The 18,930-nt window shown below is 67.2% G+C and carries 17 protein-coding genes; 7 read left to right on the forward strand and 10 right to left on the reverse strand.

Going from position 1 to position 18,930, the window contains the following annotated elements; all coding sequences use genetic code 11:
• Positions 1–23: 23 nt before the first annotated feature.
• The 4 genes from FJU31_RS02075 to FJU31_RS02090 form a co-directional block, all read right to left on the reverse strand.
• Positions 24–359: a hypothetical protein gene (locus FJU31_RS02075; RefSeq protein ID WP_150453301.1), complete on the reverse strand. Its 336-nt coding sequence runs from the start codon at positions 357–359 to the stop codon at positions 24–26.
• An 86-nt stretch (positions 360–445) separates the two neighbouring features.
• Positions 446–1,255, reverse strand: coding sequence for a pseudouridine synthase (locus FJU31_RS02080; protein WP_188115432.1), 810 nt, complete (start codon positions 1,253–1,255; stop codon positions 446–448).
• 20 nt (positions 1,256–1,275) lie between these two features.
• Positions 1,276–1,788, reverse strand: coding sequence for a hypothetical protein (locus FJU31_RS02085; RefSeq protein WP_108767867.1), 513 nt, complete (start codon positions 1,786–1,788; stop codon positions 1,276–1,278).
• Between the two features lie 218 nt (positions 1,789–2,006).
• Complete coding sequence (locus FJU31_RS02090) at positions 2,007–3,101, reverse strand: OmpA family protein (protein WP_150453302.1); 1,095 nt, start codon at positions 3,099–3,101, stop codon at positions 2,007–2,009.
• A 554-nt stretch (positions 3,102–3,655) separates the two neighbouring features.
• Between FJU31_RS02090 and yczE the strand changes: the two genes are divergently transcribed.
• The 4 genes from yczE to FJU31_RS02110 all read left to right on the forward strand — a co-directional run bounded on the left by yczE (position 3,656) and on the right by FJU31_RS02110 (position 7,881).
• Positions 3,656–4,297, forward strand: coding sequence for a membrane protein YczE (gene yczE, locus FJU31_RS02095; protein WP_150453303.1), 642 nt, complete (start codon positions 3,656–3,658; stop codon positions 4,295–4,297).
• 105 nt (positions 4,298–4,402) lie between these two features.
• Positions 4,403–6,433 (forward strand): NADPH-dependent 2,4-dienoyl-CoA reductase, encoded by a 2,031-nt coding sequence (locus FJU31_RS02100; RefSeq protein ID WP_150453304.1) that lies wholly within the window; start codon positions 4,403–4,405, stop codon positions 6,431–6,433.
• 296 nt (positions 6,434–6,729) lie between these two features.
• Positions 6,730–7,188 (forward strand): cell wall hydrolase, encoded by a 459-nt coding sequence (locus tag FJU31_RS02105; protein WP_004154513.1) that lies wholly within the window; start codon positions 6,730–6,732, stop codon positions 7,186–7,188.
• Between the two features lie 81 nt (positions 7,189–7,269).
• Complete coding sequence (locus FJU31_RS02110; RefSeq protein WP_150453305.1) at positions 7,270–7,881, forward strand: glutathione S-transferase N-terminal domain-containing protein; 612 nt, start codon at positions 7,270–7,272, stop codon at positions 7,879–7,881.
• A 102-nt stretch (positions 7,882–7,983) separates the two neighbouring features.
• Here the strand turns inward: FJU31_RS02110 and FJU31_RS02115 are convergent, their stop codons facing one another.
• From FJU31_RS02115 to FJU31_RS02140, 6 genes are all read right to left on the reverse strand, one after another.
• On the reverse strand, positions 7,984–9,039 hold the full coding sequence (locus FJU31_RS02115) for a suppressor of fused domain protein (protein WP_150453462.1): 1,056 nt from the start codon (positions 9,037–9,039) through the stop codon (positions 7,984–7,986).
• A gap of 50 nt (positions 9,040–9,089) precedes the next feature.
• Positions 9,090–9,593 carry a hypothetical protein gene (locus FJU31_RS02120; protein ID WP_150453306.1) on the reverse strand — a complete coding sequence of 168 codons (504 nt, stop codon included), beginning with the start codon at positions 9,591–9,593 and terminating at the stop codon, positions 9,090–9,092.
• Between the two features lie 230 nt (positions 9,594–9,823).
• Positions 9,824–11,704, reverse strand: a complete 1,881-nt coding sequence (gene prpE / locus FJU31_RS02125; RefSeq protein ID WP_150453307.1) for a propionate--CoA ligase — start codon at positions 11,702–11,704, stop codon at positions 9,824–9,826.
• A gap of 604 nt (positions 11,705–12,308) precedes the next feature.
• Positions 12,309–12,923 (reverse strand): RluA family pseudouridine synthase, encoded by a 615-nt coding sequence (locus FJU31_RS02130; protein ID WP_150453308.1) that lies wholly within the window; start codon positions 12,921–12,923, stop codon positions 12,309–12,311.
• A gap of 95 nt (positions 12,924–13,018) precedes the next feature.
• Positions 13,019–14,005 carry a malate dehydrogenase gene (locus tag FJU31_RS02135; protein WP_136639360.1) on the reverse strand — a complete coding sequence of 329 codons (987 nt, stop codon included), beginning with the start codon at positions 14,003–14,005 and terminating at the stop codon, positions 13,019–13,021.
• 117 nt (positions 14,006–14,122) lie between these two features.
• Entirely contained in the window at positions 14,123–14,614 is a 492-nt protein-coding gene (locus FJU31_RS02140; RefSeq protein ID WP_079220769.1) for a peptidylprolyl isomerase, read from the reverse strand.
• Positions 14,615–14,863: 249 nt separating this feature from the next.
• Here FJU31_RS02140 and typA point away from each other — a divergent pair, with 249 nt between their 5' ends.
• The 3 genes from typA to FJU31_RS02155 are packed head-to-tail and all read left to right on the forward strand — an operon-like array spanning position 14,864 to position 18,852.
• Positions 14,864–16,711: a translational GTPase TypA gene (gene typA / locus FJU31_RS02145; protein WP_049456418.1), complete on the forward strand. Its 1,848-nt coding sequence runs from the start codon at positions 14,864–14,866 to the stop codon at positions 16,709–16,711.
• Between the two features lie 9 nt (positions 16,712–16,720).
• Positions 16,721–17,188, forward strand: coding sequence for a DUF2127 domain-containing protein (locus FJU31_RS02150; protein WP_150453309.1), 468 nt, complete (start codon positions 16,721–16,723; stop codon positions 17,186–17,188).
• 41 nt (positions 17,189–17,229) lie between these two features.
• Positions 17,230–18,852 carry an amidase gene (locus tag FJU31_RS02155; RefSeq protein ID WP_150453310.1) on the forward strand — a complete coding sequence of 541 codons (1,623 nt, stop codon included), beginning with the start codon at positions 17,230–17,232 and terminating at the stop codon, positions 18,850–18,852.
• Positions 18,853–18,930 lie beyond the last annotated feature (78 nt).

The following is an 18,930-nucleotide window of genomic DNA, read 5'->3' on the forward strand; positions in this document are numbered from 1 at the left end:
CCAGGGGCGCAGCGCAACGCGCGTCACTTCTTCTTTTTCTTCTTGTCCTTGGGCTCGTCCTTGCTGGCCACCACCACCGGCTTGGCGGCGGCGTCCTGCGCGTTGCCCTTGGCCACGCGGATGCCGTTGGCCTTCATCCAGGCATCGAACTCGTCGGCGGTCATCTTGTGGTCGCCGTCGCTCATCATGAAGCGGTAACTGCCGCGGCCGTCCAGTTCCGGGGTCTTCACTTCCACCACCGGCGTTTCCACCGGGGTTTCTGCCTTGGCCACTTTCTTGTGGCCGCCGCAGGCGGTCAACAGTGCGAGCGGCAGCAGCAGGCCGGCGCAGCGCAGGGTTCGGTCGAGGGTCGGGTACATGGGCACGCTCCGTTCAAATGAATCGAAAGCCAGGCGCCCCCTGCGCCTGGAACGGTGGCCGGCAGCTGCCAGCCGTGGGCCGGACTTCAGCCCGGTGCAGCGGCCCCCAGCCGCTGCTGGTCGCTGACCTCCAGCACCCGCCACTGGCCCTTGCCGAGATCGCCGAGCACCAGCCCGCCGATCGCAACCCGGACCAGGCGCAGCACCTGCAGGTCGAAGGCCGCCAACAGGCGGCGGATATGGCGGTTGCGCCCCTCTTCGAGGACGACCTCCAGCCATGCGGTCTTGTCGCCGCTGCGCAGCACGCGCACGGCCCGGGCGACCAGGAACTCGCCCTCGTCGTCGATGCCGGCCTGCAGCGCGGCCAGCGTGGCCTCGTCCGGCAGGCGGTCGATCTGTACGTGGTAGGTCTTGTCCGGGCCGCTCTGCGGATCGGTCAGGCGCGCGGCCCACTGCGGGTCGTTGCTGAACAGCAGCATGCCTTCGCTGGCCCTGTCCAGCCGCCCGACCGGCGCGATCCACGGCAGGCCGGCGCCATCGAAGCAGCGGTAGACGGTGTCGCGGCCACGCTCATCCTGCGCGGTGGTCACCACCCCGCGCGGCTTGTTGAGCATCAGGTACAGGCGCTGCGGCGCGCCCAGCGGCTGGCCGTCCACGTCGATGGGCGGTGCCGGCTGCGCAATCGGGAACTCGGGATCGCGGACGATGCGTCCGGACACCCGCACGCGACCGTCGGCGATCCAGCGCGCGGCTTCGGTACGCGAACAGACACCCGCCTTGGACAGCACGCGCGCCAGGCCATGGCGGACACCGGCGGGTGTGGCAGCAGGCTTCGCACGCCCACGCGGCGCGTGGGAGCGGGCGGCGGGGGTGGCAGGAGGGCGGCGTGTACGCAAGCCTCTGCTCCCCGCGCGCCTTACTTCTTCTCGCCCGGCTTGGTCTCAGCCGGTGCTTCGGTGGTGGCCGGGGCAGCGGCAGCGGCCGGCGCCGGACGCGCCTTGACCACGCGCACGCCACGCGCCTTCATCCAGGCGTCGAACTCTTCGGCGGTCATGCGCTTGCCGTTCTGGCTCATGTCAAAGCGCCACGGCGTGTTGTCGAACTCGGTCTGCGGCTTGTAGGCCGCCGGATCGTTCGGCTTCACCGCCGGTGCGCTGGGGATGGCCTTGGCGATGTTCTGGCAGCCATCGATGCGCAGGCGCTGCAGCACCTGGTCCAGCGACTGCGAGGGGTCGTAGCTGCTGCCCAGCACGCCGCTGGACATGCCCAGCTGGGTGCCGCGGATGTACAGCTCATCGGCCACCGGCGCGATGGCCGTGGCCGGCAGGGGCAGCGGCGAGGCGCTGGTGTTGACCGAGCAATCAACCGCCGCGTGGGCGACGGGAACCAGGGCCAGCGCCAGGACGGCGGCCGATGCAGAGCGCAGCATGAGGGGCATCCACGAAAGGAAGTGACGCGGCGAGTTTAGCAATGCCGCGACAGCTTTCAAGCGCCACTTTCAATGAATACGGCAACTCATTGGTTTTGCGGGCAAAATGCCGACGAACGGTCGTGCAGAGACGTGACGGCGGCGTTTCCTGGCACCACAAACAACAAAACCCGGCCGAAGCCGGGTCCTGCTGTGTCTTACTGGCAGAGCGTCAGAACTTAGTTCTGGACGTTCAGCTCGGTACGACGGTTCTTGGCGCGACCTTCCGGGTTATCCGAACCATCCGGATTGGTGTTCGGGGCAATCGGACGGCTCTCGCCGTAGCCGATCGGGCCCTGCAGACGACCAGCGTCCACACCGTTCTGGGTCAGGTAGTTGTACACGGCGGTGGCGCGACGCTCGGACAGCTTCTGGTTGTAAGCGTCGGTACCCTTCGAGTCGGTGTGACCGGCGACTTCAACGCGCAGGTCCGGGTAACGCTTCAGGATTTCCGAAGCTTCCGACAGGATGGCCACAGCGTCCGGACGCAGGTTCGACTTGTCGAAGTCGAAGTTCACGCCCTTCAGGTCGATCGAGACCGGCACCGGGCAACCGTCCGGACCGATGGTCTGACCCGGCTGCGAGTTCGGGCACTTGTCGTCGCAGTTGTTGACGCCGTCACCGTCGTCATCCAGGTCGGCGCAGCTCGGGGCAACCGGAGCCGGAGCCGGGGCAACAGCGGCCACCGGGGCCGGGCCCAGCGGGATCACGACGCCGACCGAAGCCAGCACGTCGCCGAACCAGCTTTCGTCGCGCGCGGCAACGCTCTGGTCGTCGAAGTCAGCGCGGTAGGCCACTTCGGCGCGGACAGCAACGCGCTTGTCGAAGGTGGTCTGCAGGCCGACGCCCAGCTTGGCCGACAGGTTGCCGTCCTTGCGCTCACGCGGACCGTTGTTGTCCAGGGCAGCGTATTCTTCTTCCGACTTCTGGTAGCCCAGGCCACCGACGATGTACGGGTTCCAGCCGCGGCCTTCCTGGATGAAGTGGCGACGCACGTCGAACGAGATGCCGTACTGGGACCAGTTCAGGTCCTGGTTGGCGTCGAAGTTCGGGTTCTGGTAGTTCAGCTCACCGTCCAGCGACCAGTTCGGGCTGATGAACTTGCCCAGGCCCAGGGTCACGAACGGAGCGTCATTGGTAAGACGGTCGCTGTCCTGGAAGTTGAAGCCGGCCGAACCGGTCAGGTACCAGCGGTCATCGAACTCCTGCGCGGACGCAGCCTGGGCGAAAGCCAGACCGCCCAGCAGCGCGGCAGTAAGGATCTTCTTGTTCATTGAGTACAGCTCCTATTTCGGGGGTATGAAACCGGTAGAGGCATGGGCCAGCACTACTGCGTCGATGTTCGACAGCCGATTCAGCACGCCACCGCCGCGAACATTATGCTCAGGCGGGTGAAGGTCATGTTAACAGTCACGTAACATGTGAAGCGTCGCACCCGACCAGCCAACGGTCCGACGTTGAAACCCTATACAGGATCATGAAAATCCGCAAGACCCCCGTGCGACAAGGGTTTGGAGGGGATTAAGGGAAACAGGCGACAGGTTTTGCGAAGAGCTTGGCGGCGGGATTCAGCGCGCGCCCATTGAAGTGAGGAACCTTATGACAGGAACCGCCCTCGGGCCGTAGAGGTGGTGAAACCGTCATTTGATGTCGTGGTTCCAGTTCCGCACCGACCGATATTCTGCCGCGCGCCCGTCATTTCCGTTGATGCGGTACGGCCCGGTGGCGGCAAAGCCGCTGTACGCGCGCATTACCCGGCATCTGTATCTATAACGACGGCCAAAGCGGGGCTAGGCTGGGAACAGATTTTCCTCCCCCGGAACTCCCCATGCCCACCGCCCTGCCCCTGCGCCTGCTGCAACTTGTCACCGGCCTGTTTCTGTACGGATTCGGCATCGCCCTGATGGTGCGCGCGGCCATCGGCGTGGCGCCCTGGGACGTGCTGTCACAGGGCGTCACCCTGCACTCGCCGCTGTCGTTCGGCCTGGTCACCAACCTGGTGGGTCTGGTGGTGCTGCTGCTGTGGTGGCCACTGCGGCAGAAGCCCGGCGTGGGCACCGTGCTCAACGTGCTGCTGATCGGGCCGTCCGCGCAGTTCGGCCTGTGGCTGCTGCCGCCCGCCGTCGGCCTGGCGTGGCAGCTGCTGCTGTTCTGCGCCGGCCTGCTGCTGATCGCGCTGGCCACCGGGCTGTACATCGGCGCACGGCTCGGCCCCGGCCCGCGCGATGGGCTGATGACCGGCCTGCATGCACGCACCGGCTGGCCGATCTGGAAGGTCCGCACCCTCATCGAAGGCAGCGCGCTGGCGGTGGGCTGGTGGCTGGGCGGCAACATCGGCCTGGGCACGCTGGCCTTCGCCGTGCTGATCGGCCCGCTGTGCGGATTCACCCTGGGCTGGTTCGGCATCGGCCGCCCGGCGGGTGGTAGCGCCGGGCCACGCCCGGCGAGCGCGCAGCGCGGCCACGGCTGACCGCGTCGCCGGGCATGGCGCGGCGCTGCCGGGCGCTGCACCAGCCCTTGCCCCGGCCGCGGTTTCGCGGCACGCTGCGCGCTTCCGTACGCAAGCGTATCGACCATGCCGCCAGCCAACGAAACCGCCTACCCGCACCTGTTCTCCCCGCTGGACCTGGGCTTCACCCAGCTGCGCAACCGGGTGCTGATGGGCTCGATGCACACCGGCCTGGAAGATCGCGCCCGCGACTTCCCGCGCCTGGCCGCCTACTTCGCCGAGCGCGCCGAGGGCGGCGTCGGCCTGATCGTCACCGGTGGCTTCGCGCCGAACGTGGTGGGCTGGCTGAAGCCGTTCGGCGGCAAGCTGTCCTGGCCCTGGGAAGTGCGCCCGCACCGCCAGCTCACCGCCGCCGCGCACGAGCACGGCGCGAAGATCTGCCTGCAGCTGCTGCACGCGGGTCGCTACGCCTATCACCCGCTGTCGGTGGCGCCGTCGAAGCTGAAGGCGCCGATCAATCCCTTCACCCCGCGTGCGTTGTCGGCCAGCGGCGTCGAACGCCATATCGCCGACTACGCGCGCAGCGCCAGGCTGGCCCGCGAGGCCGGCTACGACGGCGTGGAAGTGATGGGCTCGGAGGGCTACCTCATCAACGAGTTCATCGCCCCGCGCACCAACATGCGCACCGATGGCTGGGGTGGCGACGCGCGCCAGCGCATGCGTTTCGCGGTGGAGATCGTGCGCCGCATCCGTGAAGCCTGCGGCCCGGATTTCATCATCATCTACCGGCTGTCGCTGGTCGACCTGGTCGATGACGGCAGCAACTGGGAAGAGATCGTGCAGCAGGCGCAGGCCATCGAAGCCGCCGGCGCGACGATCATCAATTCCGGCATCGGCTGGCACGAGGCGCGCATTCCGACCATCGCCACCTCGGTGCCGCGTGGGGCCTTCGCCGCGGTCACCGCCAAGCTCAAGCCGCACGTGAAGGTGCCGCTGGTGGCGACCAACCGCATCAACATGCCCGACGTGGCCGAGCGCATCCTGGCCGGCGGCGGCGCCGACATGGTGTCGCTGGCACGCCCGCTGCTGGCCGACCCGCAGTGGCCGAACAAGGCCCGCGCCGGCCGCGCCGAGGCGATCAACACCTGCATCGCCTGCAACCAGGCCTGCCTGGACCACGTGTTCGATAACAAGCTGGCCAGCTGCCTGGTCAACCCGCGTGCCGCGCACGAGACCGAGCTGGTCTACCACCCGACCACCGCACCGAAGAAGATCGCGGTGGTCGGCGCAGGCCCGGCCGGCCTGGCGTGCGCCACGGTAGCCGCCGAGCGTGGCCACCAGGTCACCCTGTTCGATGCCGGCGCGGAGATCGGCGGCCAGTTCAACGTGGCCAAGCGCATCCCGGGCAAGGAGGAGTTCCACGAGACCCTGCGCTACTTCCGCCACAAGCTGCAGGAAACCGGCGTGCAGCTGCGCCTGGACACCCGCGCCGATGCGGCCGCCCTGGCCGGATTCGACGCGGTGGTGCTGGCCACCGGCATCACCCCGCGCAAGGTCGATTTTCCCGGTGCCGACCACGCCAAGGTGGTCAGCTACCTGGACGTGCTGCTGGGCCGGGTCGAGGTCGGTGCCAACGCGGCGATCATCGGCGCCGGCGGCATCGGCTTCGATGTCGGCGAGTTCCTCAGCCATGCCGGCCCCTCGCCGTCGCTGGACCCGCAGCGCTGGATGGCCGAATGGGGCGTGGACCGCCATTTCGAGGCCCGCGGCGCGCTGGCCAGCCCGCAGGTGGAAGCCTCGCCGCGCCGGCTTTGGCTGCTGCAGCGGAGCGCCGGCAAGCCCGGGGCGCGGCTGGGCAAGACCACCGGCTGGATCCACCGCGCCACGCTGAAGGCCAAGGGCGTGCGCATGCTCGGCGGCGTGGAGTACCTGGGCGTGGATGACGATGGCCTGCGCATCCGCGTCGAGGGTAGCGAACAGCTGCTGCCGGTCGACCATGTGGTGGTCTGTGCCGGGCAGGAACCCAACCGTGCGTTGCTGGCCGAACTGCAGGCTGCGGGCATCGACGCGCAGCTGATCGGCGGTGCCGATGTGGCGGCCGAACTGGACGCAAAACGAGCAATTGATCAGGGTAGCCGGGTGGCTGCTGCGCTGTAGTTCGAGCCTGAATGGGGGACGGAACGTGATTTCCGTCACCGGGCCCGAACCTGAATGTCAAGCAAGCCGATTCAGGATGCGTTCGGCAATTCCCCCCTACCTTGCGCCAACTTTCCGCTCACCAGCCAGTTTCCGGTGAGCCGGCGCGACCCCCTCGATCGGATTGATCGTTTCTTTTGGGGTCGCCCACGGGGCGGCCCCGATGGCCGCCTCCCCATGACGCCAAGTCGTACCCCGGCCCGCAGCCCCCCGCTGCGGGAATCCAGAGGTGCGGCCCACACGGAGCAAGGAGTTATATGAAACTGGCCTGGATTCTCTGGCTGTCGCAGTTGTTGCCGCAGCCGGCCGCTGATTCATTGTGTTTGAGCACTACCGTTTACCTGGAAGCCCGCGACCAGACCCTGCGCGGCCAGCAGGCCGTCGCCGAAGTCGCACTGCGCCGCCTCGACAGCGGCCTGTGGGGTGATTCGATGTGCCAGGTGGTCACCGCGCGCAAGCAGTTCGCCCCGACCATCGTCTCCCCCGGCACCCAGCTGGGCAACGACGCGGCCTGGAGCGAGGCGATGAACGTGGCCTTCGACGCCGAGCGCAACTGGGCGCTGCCGGCCGGCGAACGCCGCGAGATCGTGCCCGGCGCCAGCCACTTCGCCGCGCTCTCCATCGCCAGCCCGAACTGGCGCAATGCCTACCAGGTGGCGACCATCGGCGACCACACCTTCTATAAGGTGCAGAACCTCAAGCCTCGCCAGTCGTAACGATCTGTTGCCGGCGGCAGCGTTGCCGCGCGCCGGCAGGCTCTGGGATAGTGGGTGTTTCCCGCCCCGCCTGGAGTTTCCATGAAGCTGTACAGCAAGCCCGGTGCCTGTTCCACCGCCGACCACATCGCGCTTCAGTGGACCGGCCAGCCCTATGAAGTGGAACTGCTGGACAAGGACACCCTGAAGGGTCCGGAATTCCTCAAGATCAACCCGGCCGGTGCGGTGCCCGCCCTCGTCGATGGCGATTTCATCCTGCTGCAGAATGCGGCGATCATGGGCTACATCGCCGACAGCTTCCCGCAGGCGGGCCTGGCCGGTGATGGCAGTGCGCAGCAGCGCGCCGAAGCCACCCGGTGGCTGTCCTTCGTCAACTCGGACGTGCACCCGGCGTTCTCGCCGCTGTTCGGGCCGGCCAAGTTCATCGCCGATGAAGGCCAGTTCGACGCCATCCGCGCCGCCGCGCGCAAGCGCCTGCGTGGCCTGTTCGAGACCGCCGACAAGCAGCTTGCCGACAAGCCGTGGCTGGCCGGTTTCCGCAGCTTCGCCGACCCCTACTTCTACATCACCCTGCGCTGGGCCGCGGCCGCCAAGGTCGACCTGGTCGGCTTGGACAACGTGGCGGCGTTCAAGACCCGCATGGACGCCGACGCCGGCGTGCAGGCCGTGCTGAAGGCCGAAGGCCTGGCCTGAGGCCAAAGACGGGGTCGGATCCGTCTGCGCAGCAGATGGCTCTGACCCCAATGACCACTGGTTGATCAGCCGAGCAAGCTCGACTCTACGCATCTGTCGCGTTCAGCCGATCTCGCGGATGATCTCGCCCTTGCCGTCGCGCAGCTGGGTCGGCACCACTTCAATGCGCAGCGCCTCCGCCACCGGGTACAGCCCACGTTCGGCGGGCACCGCCGCCATCGCCTGCAGCCCGGCCTCATCCAGGGCCCAGCGCGCGCTGTCGCTTCCAACATCATTTGCAGGCTCGCCAGCGGCAGGCACGAACGTCCACTGACGCTCACGGCTGACCAGCTCCAGCGGCTTGCCATGGCGCAGGCGCAGGCCCAGCAGCTCGCTCACGCTCGACACCTGGCCGGCGCCCAGCACCAGCGTGGTCACGCCCGCTTCCTGCCGCCACTGCAGCGTCTCGATGAACAGCATGCCGGTGCTGGAACCTTCGCGTTCACTGCCCTCGCGCACCTGTGCCGCCAGCGCCGGGTCATCCAGCAGGTTGCCGCGGTGCAGGTCGGTGATCCACAGCGGCATCGCCGGCTGCAGGGCCAGCAGGACGTCGCGGGTCGACCAGCGCTTGACCGCTTCCATCTCCTCGTCGGCCAGGCCGACCAGTTGCAGGAACTGCAGGTGGCCGTTGGCGGTGTCACGCGCCGGTAGCTGCGGGTCGGCGATGAAGGCCAGATGGCACAGGCGGGTATCGGTCTCCAGCGCGATCGGTCCGTTGGCATTGAGATGGTGGCCATCTTCGAACACATTGCCGCTGCCAAACACATAGCGCGCCAGGTTCTGCAGCAGGTTCAGCGGCCACACCGGCGGCGTGCTGGTGGCGTCCTCGCTGGGCACTGCCGCCAGCCGGAAGGTCAGCTCGAAGCCATAGCCACTGGCGTCGGCATCGCTGCTTTCCTTGGCATACAGTTCGGAAAAGCCGTAGGTGACGTAGTGCCAGTGCGGCAGCGGCGCGTCGGCCCAGTACACGCTGATGCCGTCCAGCGGGTCCTGGCCACCCAGCGTGTACGGCAACGCGGTGCCGTAATGGCGCGGCTCCTGGCCGGCATACAGCGGTGCCAGCGTGGCGTTGATGGCGTCCCAACCGGGCGTGTCGGTGGTGTCGTGTTCGTCCTGCACGCAGGTCTCCTCGGGGGCAGTGGAATCCACCGCCCACTTTACCCGCCGCGTCAGGCCTGCACGACCTCGCCGGTGGCCGGCGACAGCAGCGCCTGGGTTTCCTGCCACCAGCGCTGGGCAAGCGCAGGACTGCGCGCCTTCGCCACGGCGTCCTGAAGCTCCGGGCACAGCCGCTCCAGCGACAACGCGTCCTTGCAGCGCTCGATCTTCAGCTGCATGAAATAGCCCTTCAGGCCCAGATGGCGACGGACCGCGTCGCTCATCGCGTCGTACAGCTGCTGGTACAGCGCCGGGTCCTGCTCGCGACCGCTGCTGAGGCCGCGCGCGGCCACCGGCTCGACCGAACCGCCAACCACCTCGATCAGTTCCAGCGCCGCCAGTTGCTGCAATGCATCCTGCGGTGCGCGCAAGCCTTCAAGCAGACCGCGCAGTTCGTTGTCATCGCGCCGGCCATCGACCATCAACAGGATCGAACGCAGTCCCGCCGGCAGGCGGCGGCCACGGTCTTCGATTTCCTGCCGGCCAGCGGCCGTCTTGGCGTGCAGCAGTGCCATGCATCCCCCCGATCCTTGATGCGTTTCATCTGCGCGCCCGGACGGACGCGCCCCCTTGCTCGCCATCGTCGGAGCCTGCGCAGCTTCCCCGAAGCGCAGGCCCTGTTGCAGATCGATGACAGGCCGAGCTTAGCGCATGTCTGGCGGATGGGTAGCGCCAGGCCATGCCTGACGGCTTTTCTCCACCAGGCAAACACAGCCGAGCGCGGGCTCGGCTCTACAGAAGCGGTTTACCGGCCCAGCGCGCGGCGGATCTCTTCCAGCGCCCCGGGGTCATCCAAGGTCGACAGGTCGCCCGGGTCGCGCTGTTCGGCCAGCGCCTGCAGCGAACGCCGCAGCAGCTTGCCCGAGCGGGTCTTGGGCAACGCGTTGACCACGTGCACATGCGCCGGCCGCGCCACCGCACCGAGCGAGGCGGTCACCGCCGCCATCATCTCGGCCACCACCGGTGCCGGATCCTCGCCGTTCAACCCCTGCTTGAGGGTGACGAACACCAGCGGCACCTGCCCCTTCAGTTCGTCCTTGACCCCGATCACCGCCGCCTCGGCCACGCGCGGGTGGCCGGAAATGGCCTCCTCGATCTCGCGCGTGCCCAGGCGATGGCCGGCCACGTTGATCACATCGTCGGTGCGGCCAAGGATGAAGGTGTAGCCGTCGTCATCGCGGATGGCCCAATCCAGCGAGCTGTACAGCAGTTCCTTGAAGTGGCTGAAGTAGCTCTGCATGAAGCGCGCATCGTCGTTCCACACCGTACTCATGCAACCCGGTGGCAGCGGCGGCGTGACAACCAGTACGCCCTTCTGCCCGGCGGCGACTTCCTCGCCGGTGTTCTCGTCGATCACCTTCATGCGATAGCCGAGATTGGGGAAGCCCGGCGAACCGAAGCGCACCGGCTTCATGTCCAGCCCCGGCAGCAGGGTCAGCGCCGGCCAACCGGTTTCGGTCTGCCAGTAGTTGTCGATGATCGGCTTGCCCAGCGCCTCGCTGATCCAGTGCGCGGTGGGCTCATCCAGCGGCTCGCCGGCCAGGAACAGGTACTTCAGTGCATCCAGGTCGTGGCGGTGGATGAAGTCGGCATCGTGCTTCTTCAGCACGCGGATGGCCGTGGGCGAGGAGAACATCGTGCGCACGTTGTACTGCTCGCACAGCGCCCACCAGATGCCCGGGTCCGGGTTGGTCGGCAGGCCTTCGTACAGCAGCGAGGTGCAGCCGCCGATCAACGGCCCGTACACGTTGTAGGAATGGCCGACGGCCCAGCCCACGTCCGAGGTGGAGAACATCACCTGGCCAGGCTGGCAGTCGAACACGGTCTGCATCGACTGCGCCATCGCCACCGCGTAGCCGCCGACATCGCGCTGCACGCCCTTGGGTTTGCCGGTGGTGCCGGAGGTGTAGAGCAGGTAGCTGGGTTCGCTGGATTCGAGCCATTTCACCGGCACGTCCACCTCGCCCACCTGCTCACGCAGCTCGGCGTACTCGACATCGCGTCCCTGCACGCGCGGCTCGGCCGGATCCAGCCCGCGCGAGACGATCAGCACGTGCGGCGGCGGGATGGCCGCTTCGGCACAGGCCGCGTCGACCATGGCCTTGTACGGAATGACCTTGCCACCGCGCATGCCGGCATCGGCGGCGATCAGCAGCTTCGGCTTGGCATCGTCGATGCGCAGCGCCAGGTTGTGCGCGGCGAAGCCACCGAACACCACCGAGTGCACGGCACCGATGCGCGCGCAGGCCAGCATGGCGAACACGGCTTCGGCCATGTTGGGCATGTAGATGACCACGCGATCGCCGTGGCCGACACCGAGGCGCTGCAGCACCGCAGCGAAGTCATTAACTTCGCGGTACAGCTGGCGATAGGTGATTTCGCGGGTGACGTTGGTTTCGGTGGAGACCGCGACCAGCGCGAGCTGATCGGCGCGATCGACGAGGTGGCGGTCGACGGCGTTGTAGCAGAGGTTGGTTTCGCCGCCGACATACCAGCGGCGGAACGGCGGGTTGCTGTAGTCCAGCACCTGCTTCGGCGGTACATGCCAGTAGATGCGCTTGGCTTCCTCGCCCCAGAAGGCCTCCGGCTCGTCGATCGAGCGGCGGTAGGTTTCCTCGTAGTTCATGACGCAGCCCTCCCAGACAAAGTCATGCAATCGAGGATAGTCCGGCGCTGGCATGCGGGCCGCCCTACCTTGGTAGGGGGTGGGGTGTGTTCTGCAGGGCTGCCGCCCTGCACCTGCCGAATCAACGTCAACGTCAACGTCAAAAGCTGGCTATCCGTGGGATGGCGGGGTGGGTCCGGTTGAGGGGGACGCCGTAAATACGTCCATGTAGGCTCGGTCGCCGCATCCATGCGGCTCACGCCCCCTCAACCGGACCCACCCCGCCTTCGACAGTTTCCCGCTGCTGATGGTGGGTGCCGACCGTTGGTCGGCACGGGGTCGGATCCCGTTGCTACGCAACGGGCTCTGACCCCAGAAGAATTTCGATATCTGACAGAAAAGTCCTGCCGACCAACGGTCGGCCCCCACCAACAGCAGGTTCCAACAGCCGCGTGAACCTGTCGAAGGCGGGGCACTGTGGGTTTGCGGGGTGTGAGCCGCATGGATGCGGCGACCAAGCCCCCATGGTGAAGTGACTCGCCATTCCACGGAATGCCGCTCTGGATTTTGACGTTGCCGTTGCCGTGGCTTGAAGCAGGTGCAGGGCGCAGCCCTGCCGAACCACCTAGAAAGGAGCCGCTGACTCGAACGCCAGCGCCGCACCCGTCACCGGATGCGTGAACGCCAGCGCGCATGCATGCAGATGCACCCGCTGCGCCGGCGCGGCGTCATACAACACATCCCCCACGATCGGATGGCCAAGACTGGCCATGTGCAGCCGCAGCTGATGGCTGCGCCCCGTCACCGGCTCCAGCGCCACCCGCGTGCGCTGCGCCTGCGCATCCCGCGCCAGCACCTGCCAGCGCGTCAACGCCGGCTTGCCACGTTGGTAGTCCACCATCTGCTTCGGCCGGTTCGGCCAGTCCACGATCAACGGCAGGTCCACCTCACCGGCGTCGGCGTCCAGCAGCCCCTGCACCACCGCCTCGTAGCGCTTGCTCACCTGGCGCTGCTCGAACTGCATCGACAGCGCCGCCTGAATCGCCTTGCCGCGTGCATGCAGCAGCAGGCCCGAGGTCACCTGGTCCAGGCGGTGCACGGTCAGCGCATCCAGGTACAGCGCCTGCAGACGCGCCACCACGCAATCCTGGTTCTCTGCGCTGCGGCCGGGCACGGACAGCAGGCCGGCCGGCTTCTCGGCCACCAGCAGCGCGTCATCGATGTAATGCAGGTGGATCATCAGGTTTTCTGGTCCTCAAACAGAAACGGGGAAGCCGAAGCCCCCCCGTTCCTGCGTACCGACCAACGGTCGGTACCTACCGGTCAACGCCGGTATCAGCCCAGCAGGTGGGCGACGCCGGAGCGCTCTTCTTCCAGCTCGGCCAGGGTCTTGTCGATGTACTTCTGGCTGAAGTCGTCGATCGGCAGATCCTTGACCAGGGTGTACTTGCCGTTCTCGGTGGTCACGGCGAAGCCGAAGATCACGCCTTCCGGAATGCCGTAGGAACCGTCGGACGGCACGCCCATGGTGACCCACTTGCCGTTGCTGCCCAGCACCCAGTCACGCACGTGGTCGATGGCAGCGTTGGCGGCCGAAGCCGCCGAGGACGAGCCGCGGGCTTCGATGATCGCCGCGCCGCGCTTGCCGACGGTCGGGATGAAGGTGTTGGCATTCCATTCCTGGTCGTTGATCGCATCGGCGATGGAAGCACCATCGGCGGTGGCGAAACGGTAGTCCGGGTACATGGTCGGGCTGTGGTTGCCCCACACGACCAGCTTCTCCATGCCACCGACCGGCTTGCCGAGCTTGGCCGACAGCTGGCTCAGCGCGCGGTTGTGGTCCAGGCGCAGCATGGCGGTGAAGTTTTCCGGCTTCAGGTCCGGCGCCGACTTCATGGCGATGTAGGCATTGGTGTTGGCCGGGTTGCCGACCACCAGCACCTTCACGTCACGGCTGGCGACCTTGTTCAGCGCCGCGCCCTGGGCGGTGAAGATCTTGGCGTTTTCCAGCAGCAGGTCCTTGCGCTCCATGCCCGGGCCGCGCGGACGCGCGCCGACCAGCAGGGCGATGTCGGCGTCCTTGAAGGCCACTTCGGCGTCGTCGGTGCCGACCATGCCGGCCAGCAGCGGGAAGGCGCAGTCTTCCAGCTCCATCATCACGCCCTTCAGGGCGGCCTGGGCCTTGTCGACCGGCAGTTCCAGCAGCTGCAGGATGACCGGCTGGTCCTTGCCCAGCATTTCGCCGGAGGCGATGCGGAACAGCAGGGCGTAACCGATTTGGCCGGCAGCGCCGGTCACGGCAACACGAACGGGTGCTTTCATGGGGGTTTCCTCTTGCTTGCAAGCGTTGGATGGAACGCCGCGGGCGCGGCACGCAGGCCTGGCGGGCGGCGGGGAACAGGGAAACGGCCACCGAGGGGTGGCCGTTTCGAAGGGGAATCAGGCGGCGAGGATCTTGTTCCACTCGGCGACGCGGTCGGCCTGTGCGGCCAGCGCGGCGTCGACGTCGCCTTCCAGGGTGATCGAATGGATCACGTCGCCCTGCTTGACCGAATCGACGATGGCCTGGCCTTCCAGGACCTTGCCAAAGACGGTGTGGCGGCCGTCCAGCCAGTCGGTCTTGATGTGGGTGATGAAGAACTGGCTGCCGTTGGTGTTCGGGCCGGCGTTGGCCATCGACAGCGAGCCGACCTCGTGCTTCACGCCATTCTTCTCGTCCTCGAACTTGTAGCCCGGGCCACCGGTGCCACGACCCTGCGGGCAGCCGCCCTGGATCATGAAGTCGGCGATGACACGGTGGAAGATCAGGCCGTCATAGAAGCCCTGCTTGACCAGGTTGACGAAGTTGGCAACCGTCAGCGGCGCCTTGTCGGCGAACAGCTCGACCTTGATCGGGCCCTGGGTGGTGTCGAAAGTGGCGATGAGGGACATGGAGATCCTTGCTGCAGATGGGAATGCGTCTAGCCACCTAGTTTACACCCGGCTCGTGGCAGCGGCGCCTCCGACCATGGGCCAACGGGGCCGGCCCGACCGGCCCGGGGGCACCGTTCAGGCAGTCCCGCCATGCGCCTGAATGGGCATCCGGCCGCGTCCGAAAAGAAGGTTTTCGCCAATCGTCAACTTCGACGTATAATGTTGGACTTCTTTTTCCAAATCCGGCGCCGACTGGCCCCCTTTCGTATGTCCATCGAAAACCTTCGCAACATCGCCATCGTCGCTCACGTCGACCATGGCAAGACCACCCTGGTCGACCAGCTGCTGAAGCAGTCCGGCACCCTGTCCGAGCGCACCGTCCTCGCCGAGCGCGTGATGGACAGCAACGACCAGGAAAAGGAACGCGGCATCACCATCCTGGCCAAGAACACCGCCATCACCTGGGAAGACAAGAAGACCGGCATCAAGAACCGGATCAACATCGTCGACACCCCGGGGCATGCCGACTTCGGCGGCGAAGTGGAGCGCGTGCTGTCGATGGTCGACACCGTGCTGATCCTCGTCGACGCGATGGACGGCCCGATGCCGCAGACCCGCTTCGTCACCCAGAAGGCCTTCGCGATGGGCTTCAAGCCGATCGTCGTGGTCAACAAGGTTGATCGTCCGGGCTCGCGTCCGGAGTGGGTGATCGATCAGGTCTTCGACCTGTTCGACAAGCTCGGCGCCACCAACGAGCAGCTCGACTTCCCGATCGTCTACGCCTCGGCCCTGAACGGCTACGCCGGCCTGGAAGACACCGTGCGCGACGGCGACATGACCCCGCTGTACGAAGCGATCATGCAGCACGCGCCGAAGCCGGAAGTCGATCCGGAAGGCGCCTTCCAGATGCGCATCAGCCAGCTGGACTACAACAACTTCGTGGGCGTCATCGGCATCGGCCGCATCCAGCGCGGCACCCTGAAGAAGAACATGCAGGTCGCGGTCATCGACCGTGAAGGCAAGAAGCGCAACGGCAAGGTCGCGCAGGTGCTGGGCTTCCTGGGCCTGGAGCGCATCGAGCAGGACACCGCCGAAGCCGGTGACATCGTCGCGATCTCCGGTATTCCGGAGCTGACCATCTCCGACACCCTGTGCCACCCGGATACCCCGGAAGCGCTGCCGGCACTGACCGTCGACGAGCCGACCATCTCGATGACCTTCCAGGTCAACAACTCGCCGTTCGCCGGCAACAAGGACCTGTCCGGTGGCAAGTTCCTGACCAGCCGCCAGATCAAGGACCGCCTGGACCGTGAAAAGGTCCACAACGTGGCCCTGAAGGTCGAACAGCTGGAAGACGCCGACAAGTTCCTGGTCTCCGGCCGTGGCGAACTGCACCTGTCGGTGTTGATCGAGAACATGCGTCGCGAAGGCTACGAGCTGGCCGTGTCGCGCCCGGAAGTCATCATCAAGGAAATCGACGGCCAGATGATGGAGCCGATCGAACAGCTGGTGGTGGACATCGAAGAAATCCACCAGGGCGGCGTGATGGAAAAGCTGGGCACCCGCAAGGGCCAGCTGAAGAACATGGAGCCTGACGGCAAGGGCCGCGTGCGCCTGGAATACTCGATCCCGGCCCGTGGCCTGATCGGTTTCCAGAACGAGTTCAAGACCCTGACCCAGGGTTCGGGCCTGCTGTTCCACGTGTTCGACCACTACGGTCCGAAGGAACAGGGCGCCATCGCCAAGCGCATCAACGGCGTGATGATCGCCAATGCGCCGGGCACCACGCCGGCCTACTCGCTTGGCCCGCTGCAGGAACGCGGCAAGCTGTTCGCCGCTGAAGGCGACAACGTGTATGAAGGTCAGCTGGTCGGCATCCACTCCAAGGACAACGACCTGACCGTCAACGCGATCAAGACCAAGCCGCTGACCAACATGCGCGCTTCGGGCAAGGACGATGCGATCCAGCTGACCCCGGCGATCAAGTACTCGCTGGAACAGGCCCTGGACTTCATCGAGGACGACGAGCTGGTCGAGATCACCCCGAAGGAGATCCGCCTGCGCAAGAAGTTCCTGACCGAAAGCGACCGCAAGAAGGCTTCGCGCGGCGGCTGAGCCTGACCCGTGAGCCAGAACGGCAACAACCCGGATCCGAACCGGCATCCGGGTCTCCACGTCATCGCCCTGCTCGAAGCGAGCAAGGCGATGCTGGCGCTGTTGGCTGCGACCGGGCTGGAAATGCTCGGTCCGCAGCCGCTTCGCGATGGGGTCAATGCCCTGATCCGGCGTTTCAGCCTGGACCCGGATCACGGCACCCTGCCCTCGCTGTTGAACATGATCAGTCCCGACGCGGTGCACCTGGCCGCGGCGGCGATGATCGGCTACGGCCTGCTGCACCTTGTCGAAGCCTGGGGCCTGTGGAAGGCCAGGGCGTGGGCCTCCTGGCTCGGCTGCCTGACCGCCTCCATCTATCTGCCCTTCGATATCTACGCGGTGCTGCGCCACCCCGGCTGGGCGTCCTGGAGCGTGCTGGCGATCAACCTGATCGTCGTCTACGTGCTCGCCCGCGACCTGCGCAAGCGCCGCCACTGAGCAGCCGCTACACTGACGATTGGAGCCGACCCAGCCGTCCGATGCGCCCGTTCCTGCCTTTCCTGCTGACCTGCCTGGCCGCGGCCCTGCCCGCGCTGTTTGCCGTGGGCTGCAGTCCGGCGACACCGGCCGCGCACGCCGCCGCGCCCAACAGCAGCAACGTGCCGTTCCCCTACGCCGAAACCGACGTGGCCGATCTGCAGGCGCGGATGGTCAGCGGTGAGCTGGACAGCGCCACCCTCACCGCCGCCTACCTCAAGCGCATCGCCGCCCTGGACCGCACCGGGCCACGCCTGCACGCGGTGCTGGAACTCAACCCCGATGCCCTGAAGGAAGCGACCGAACGTGACCGCGAGCGCCGTGCAGGCCGCCTGCGCGGCCCGCTGCACGGCATCCCGGTGCTGCTGAAGGACAACATCAACGCGGCCCCCATGGCCACCACGGCCGGCTCGCTGGCGCTGCAGGGCTTCAAGCCCGGCGATGCCTACCTGGTGCGGCGCCTGCGCGAGGCCGGCGCGGTGGTGCTGGGCAAGACCAACCTCAGCGAATGGGCCAACTTCCGCGGCAATGACTCGATCTCCGGCTGGAGCGCGCGCGGCGGCCAGACCCGCAACCCGTATCGCCTGAGCCATTCGCCGTGCGGCTCCAGCAGCGGCAGCGCGGTAGCCGTGTCCGCCAACCTGGCCAGCGTGGCGATTGGCACCGAGACCGACGGCAGCATCGTCTGCCCGGCAGCGATCAACGGCGTGGTCGGGCTCAAGCCCACCGTCGGCCTGGTCAGCCGCGAGGGCATCATCCCGATCTCCTTCAGCCAGGACACCGCCGGGCCGATGACCCGCAGCGTGGCCGATGCGGCCGCCGTGCTGACCGCCATCGCCGGCCGCGATGCCGCCGACCCGGCCACGGCGACCATGCCCGGCCGGGCGGTCTACGACTACACCGCGCGACTGGATCCGCAGGGCCTGCGCGGCAAACGCCTGGGCCTGCTGCAGACACCGCTGCTGAAGTACCGCGGCATGTCGCCGCTGATGGACCAGGCCGTGGCCGAGCTGCGCCGTGCCGGCGCCGTGGTGGTGCCGGTGGCGATGCCGAACCAGGGCGCCTGGGAAGAGGCCGAGCGCACCGTGCTGCTGTACGAGTTCAAGGCGGGGCTGGAGCGCTATCTGGTTACCTACAAGGCGCCGCTGCGCAGCCTGGCCGCGCTGATCGCCTTCAACCAGGCCCATGCGAAGCAGGAACTGGGGCTGTTCGGCCAGCAGCTGCTGCAGGAGGCCGACGCCACCGCCGGCCTGGCCGACCCCGTCTACATCCATGCGCGCAGCGATGCGCGCCGTCTGGCAGGCCCTGAGGGCATTGATGCGGTGCTGGCCGCGCACCAGCTCGATGGCCTGGTCGCCCCGACCACCGGCATTGCCTGGCCGTTGCGCAGCAGCGGCGATGATTTCCCCGGCGAGAGCTACAGCGCCGCCGCCGTGGCTGGCTACCCCAGCCTGAGCGTGCCGATGGGCCAGATCGACGGCCTGCCCGCCGGCCTGCTGTTCATGGGCACCGCCTGGAGCGAGCCGAAACTGATCGAGATGGCCTACGCCTACGAACAGCGCACCCGCGCACGGCAGCCGCCGCGGTTCGCCACCGACGCATTGATCGACGCCGGCGATCCGTAATCACCTGGTAGCGGCGGGGCCGGCCCCGCGGGCGGCCCGGGCCGCAGCGCGCGCCGGGGCAGGCCCCGCGCGCCCCGG

Origin of the sequence: Stenotrophomonas cyclobalanopsidis, assembly GCF_008710035.1 — a bacterium.
GTDB lineage: Bacteria > Pseudomonadota > Gammaproteobacteria > Xanthomonadales > Xanthomonadaceae > Stenotrophomonas > Stenotrophomonas cyclobalanopsidis.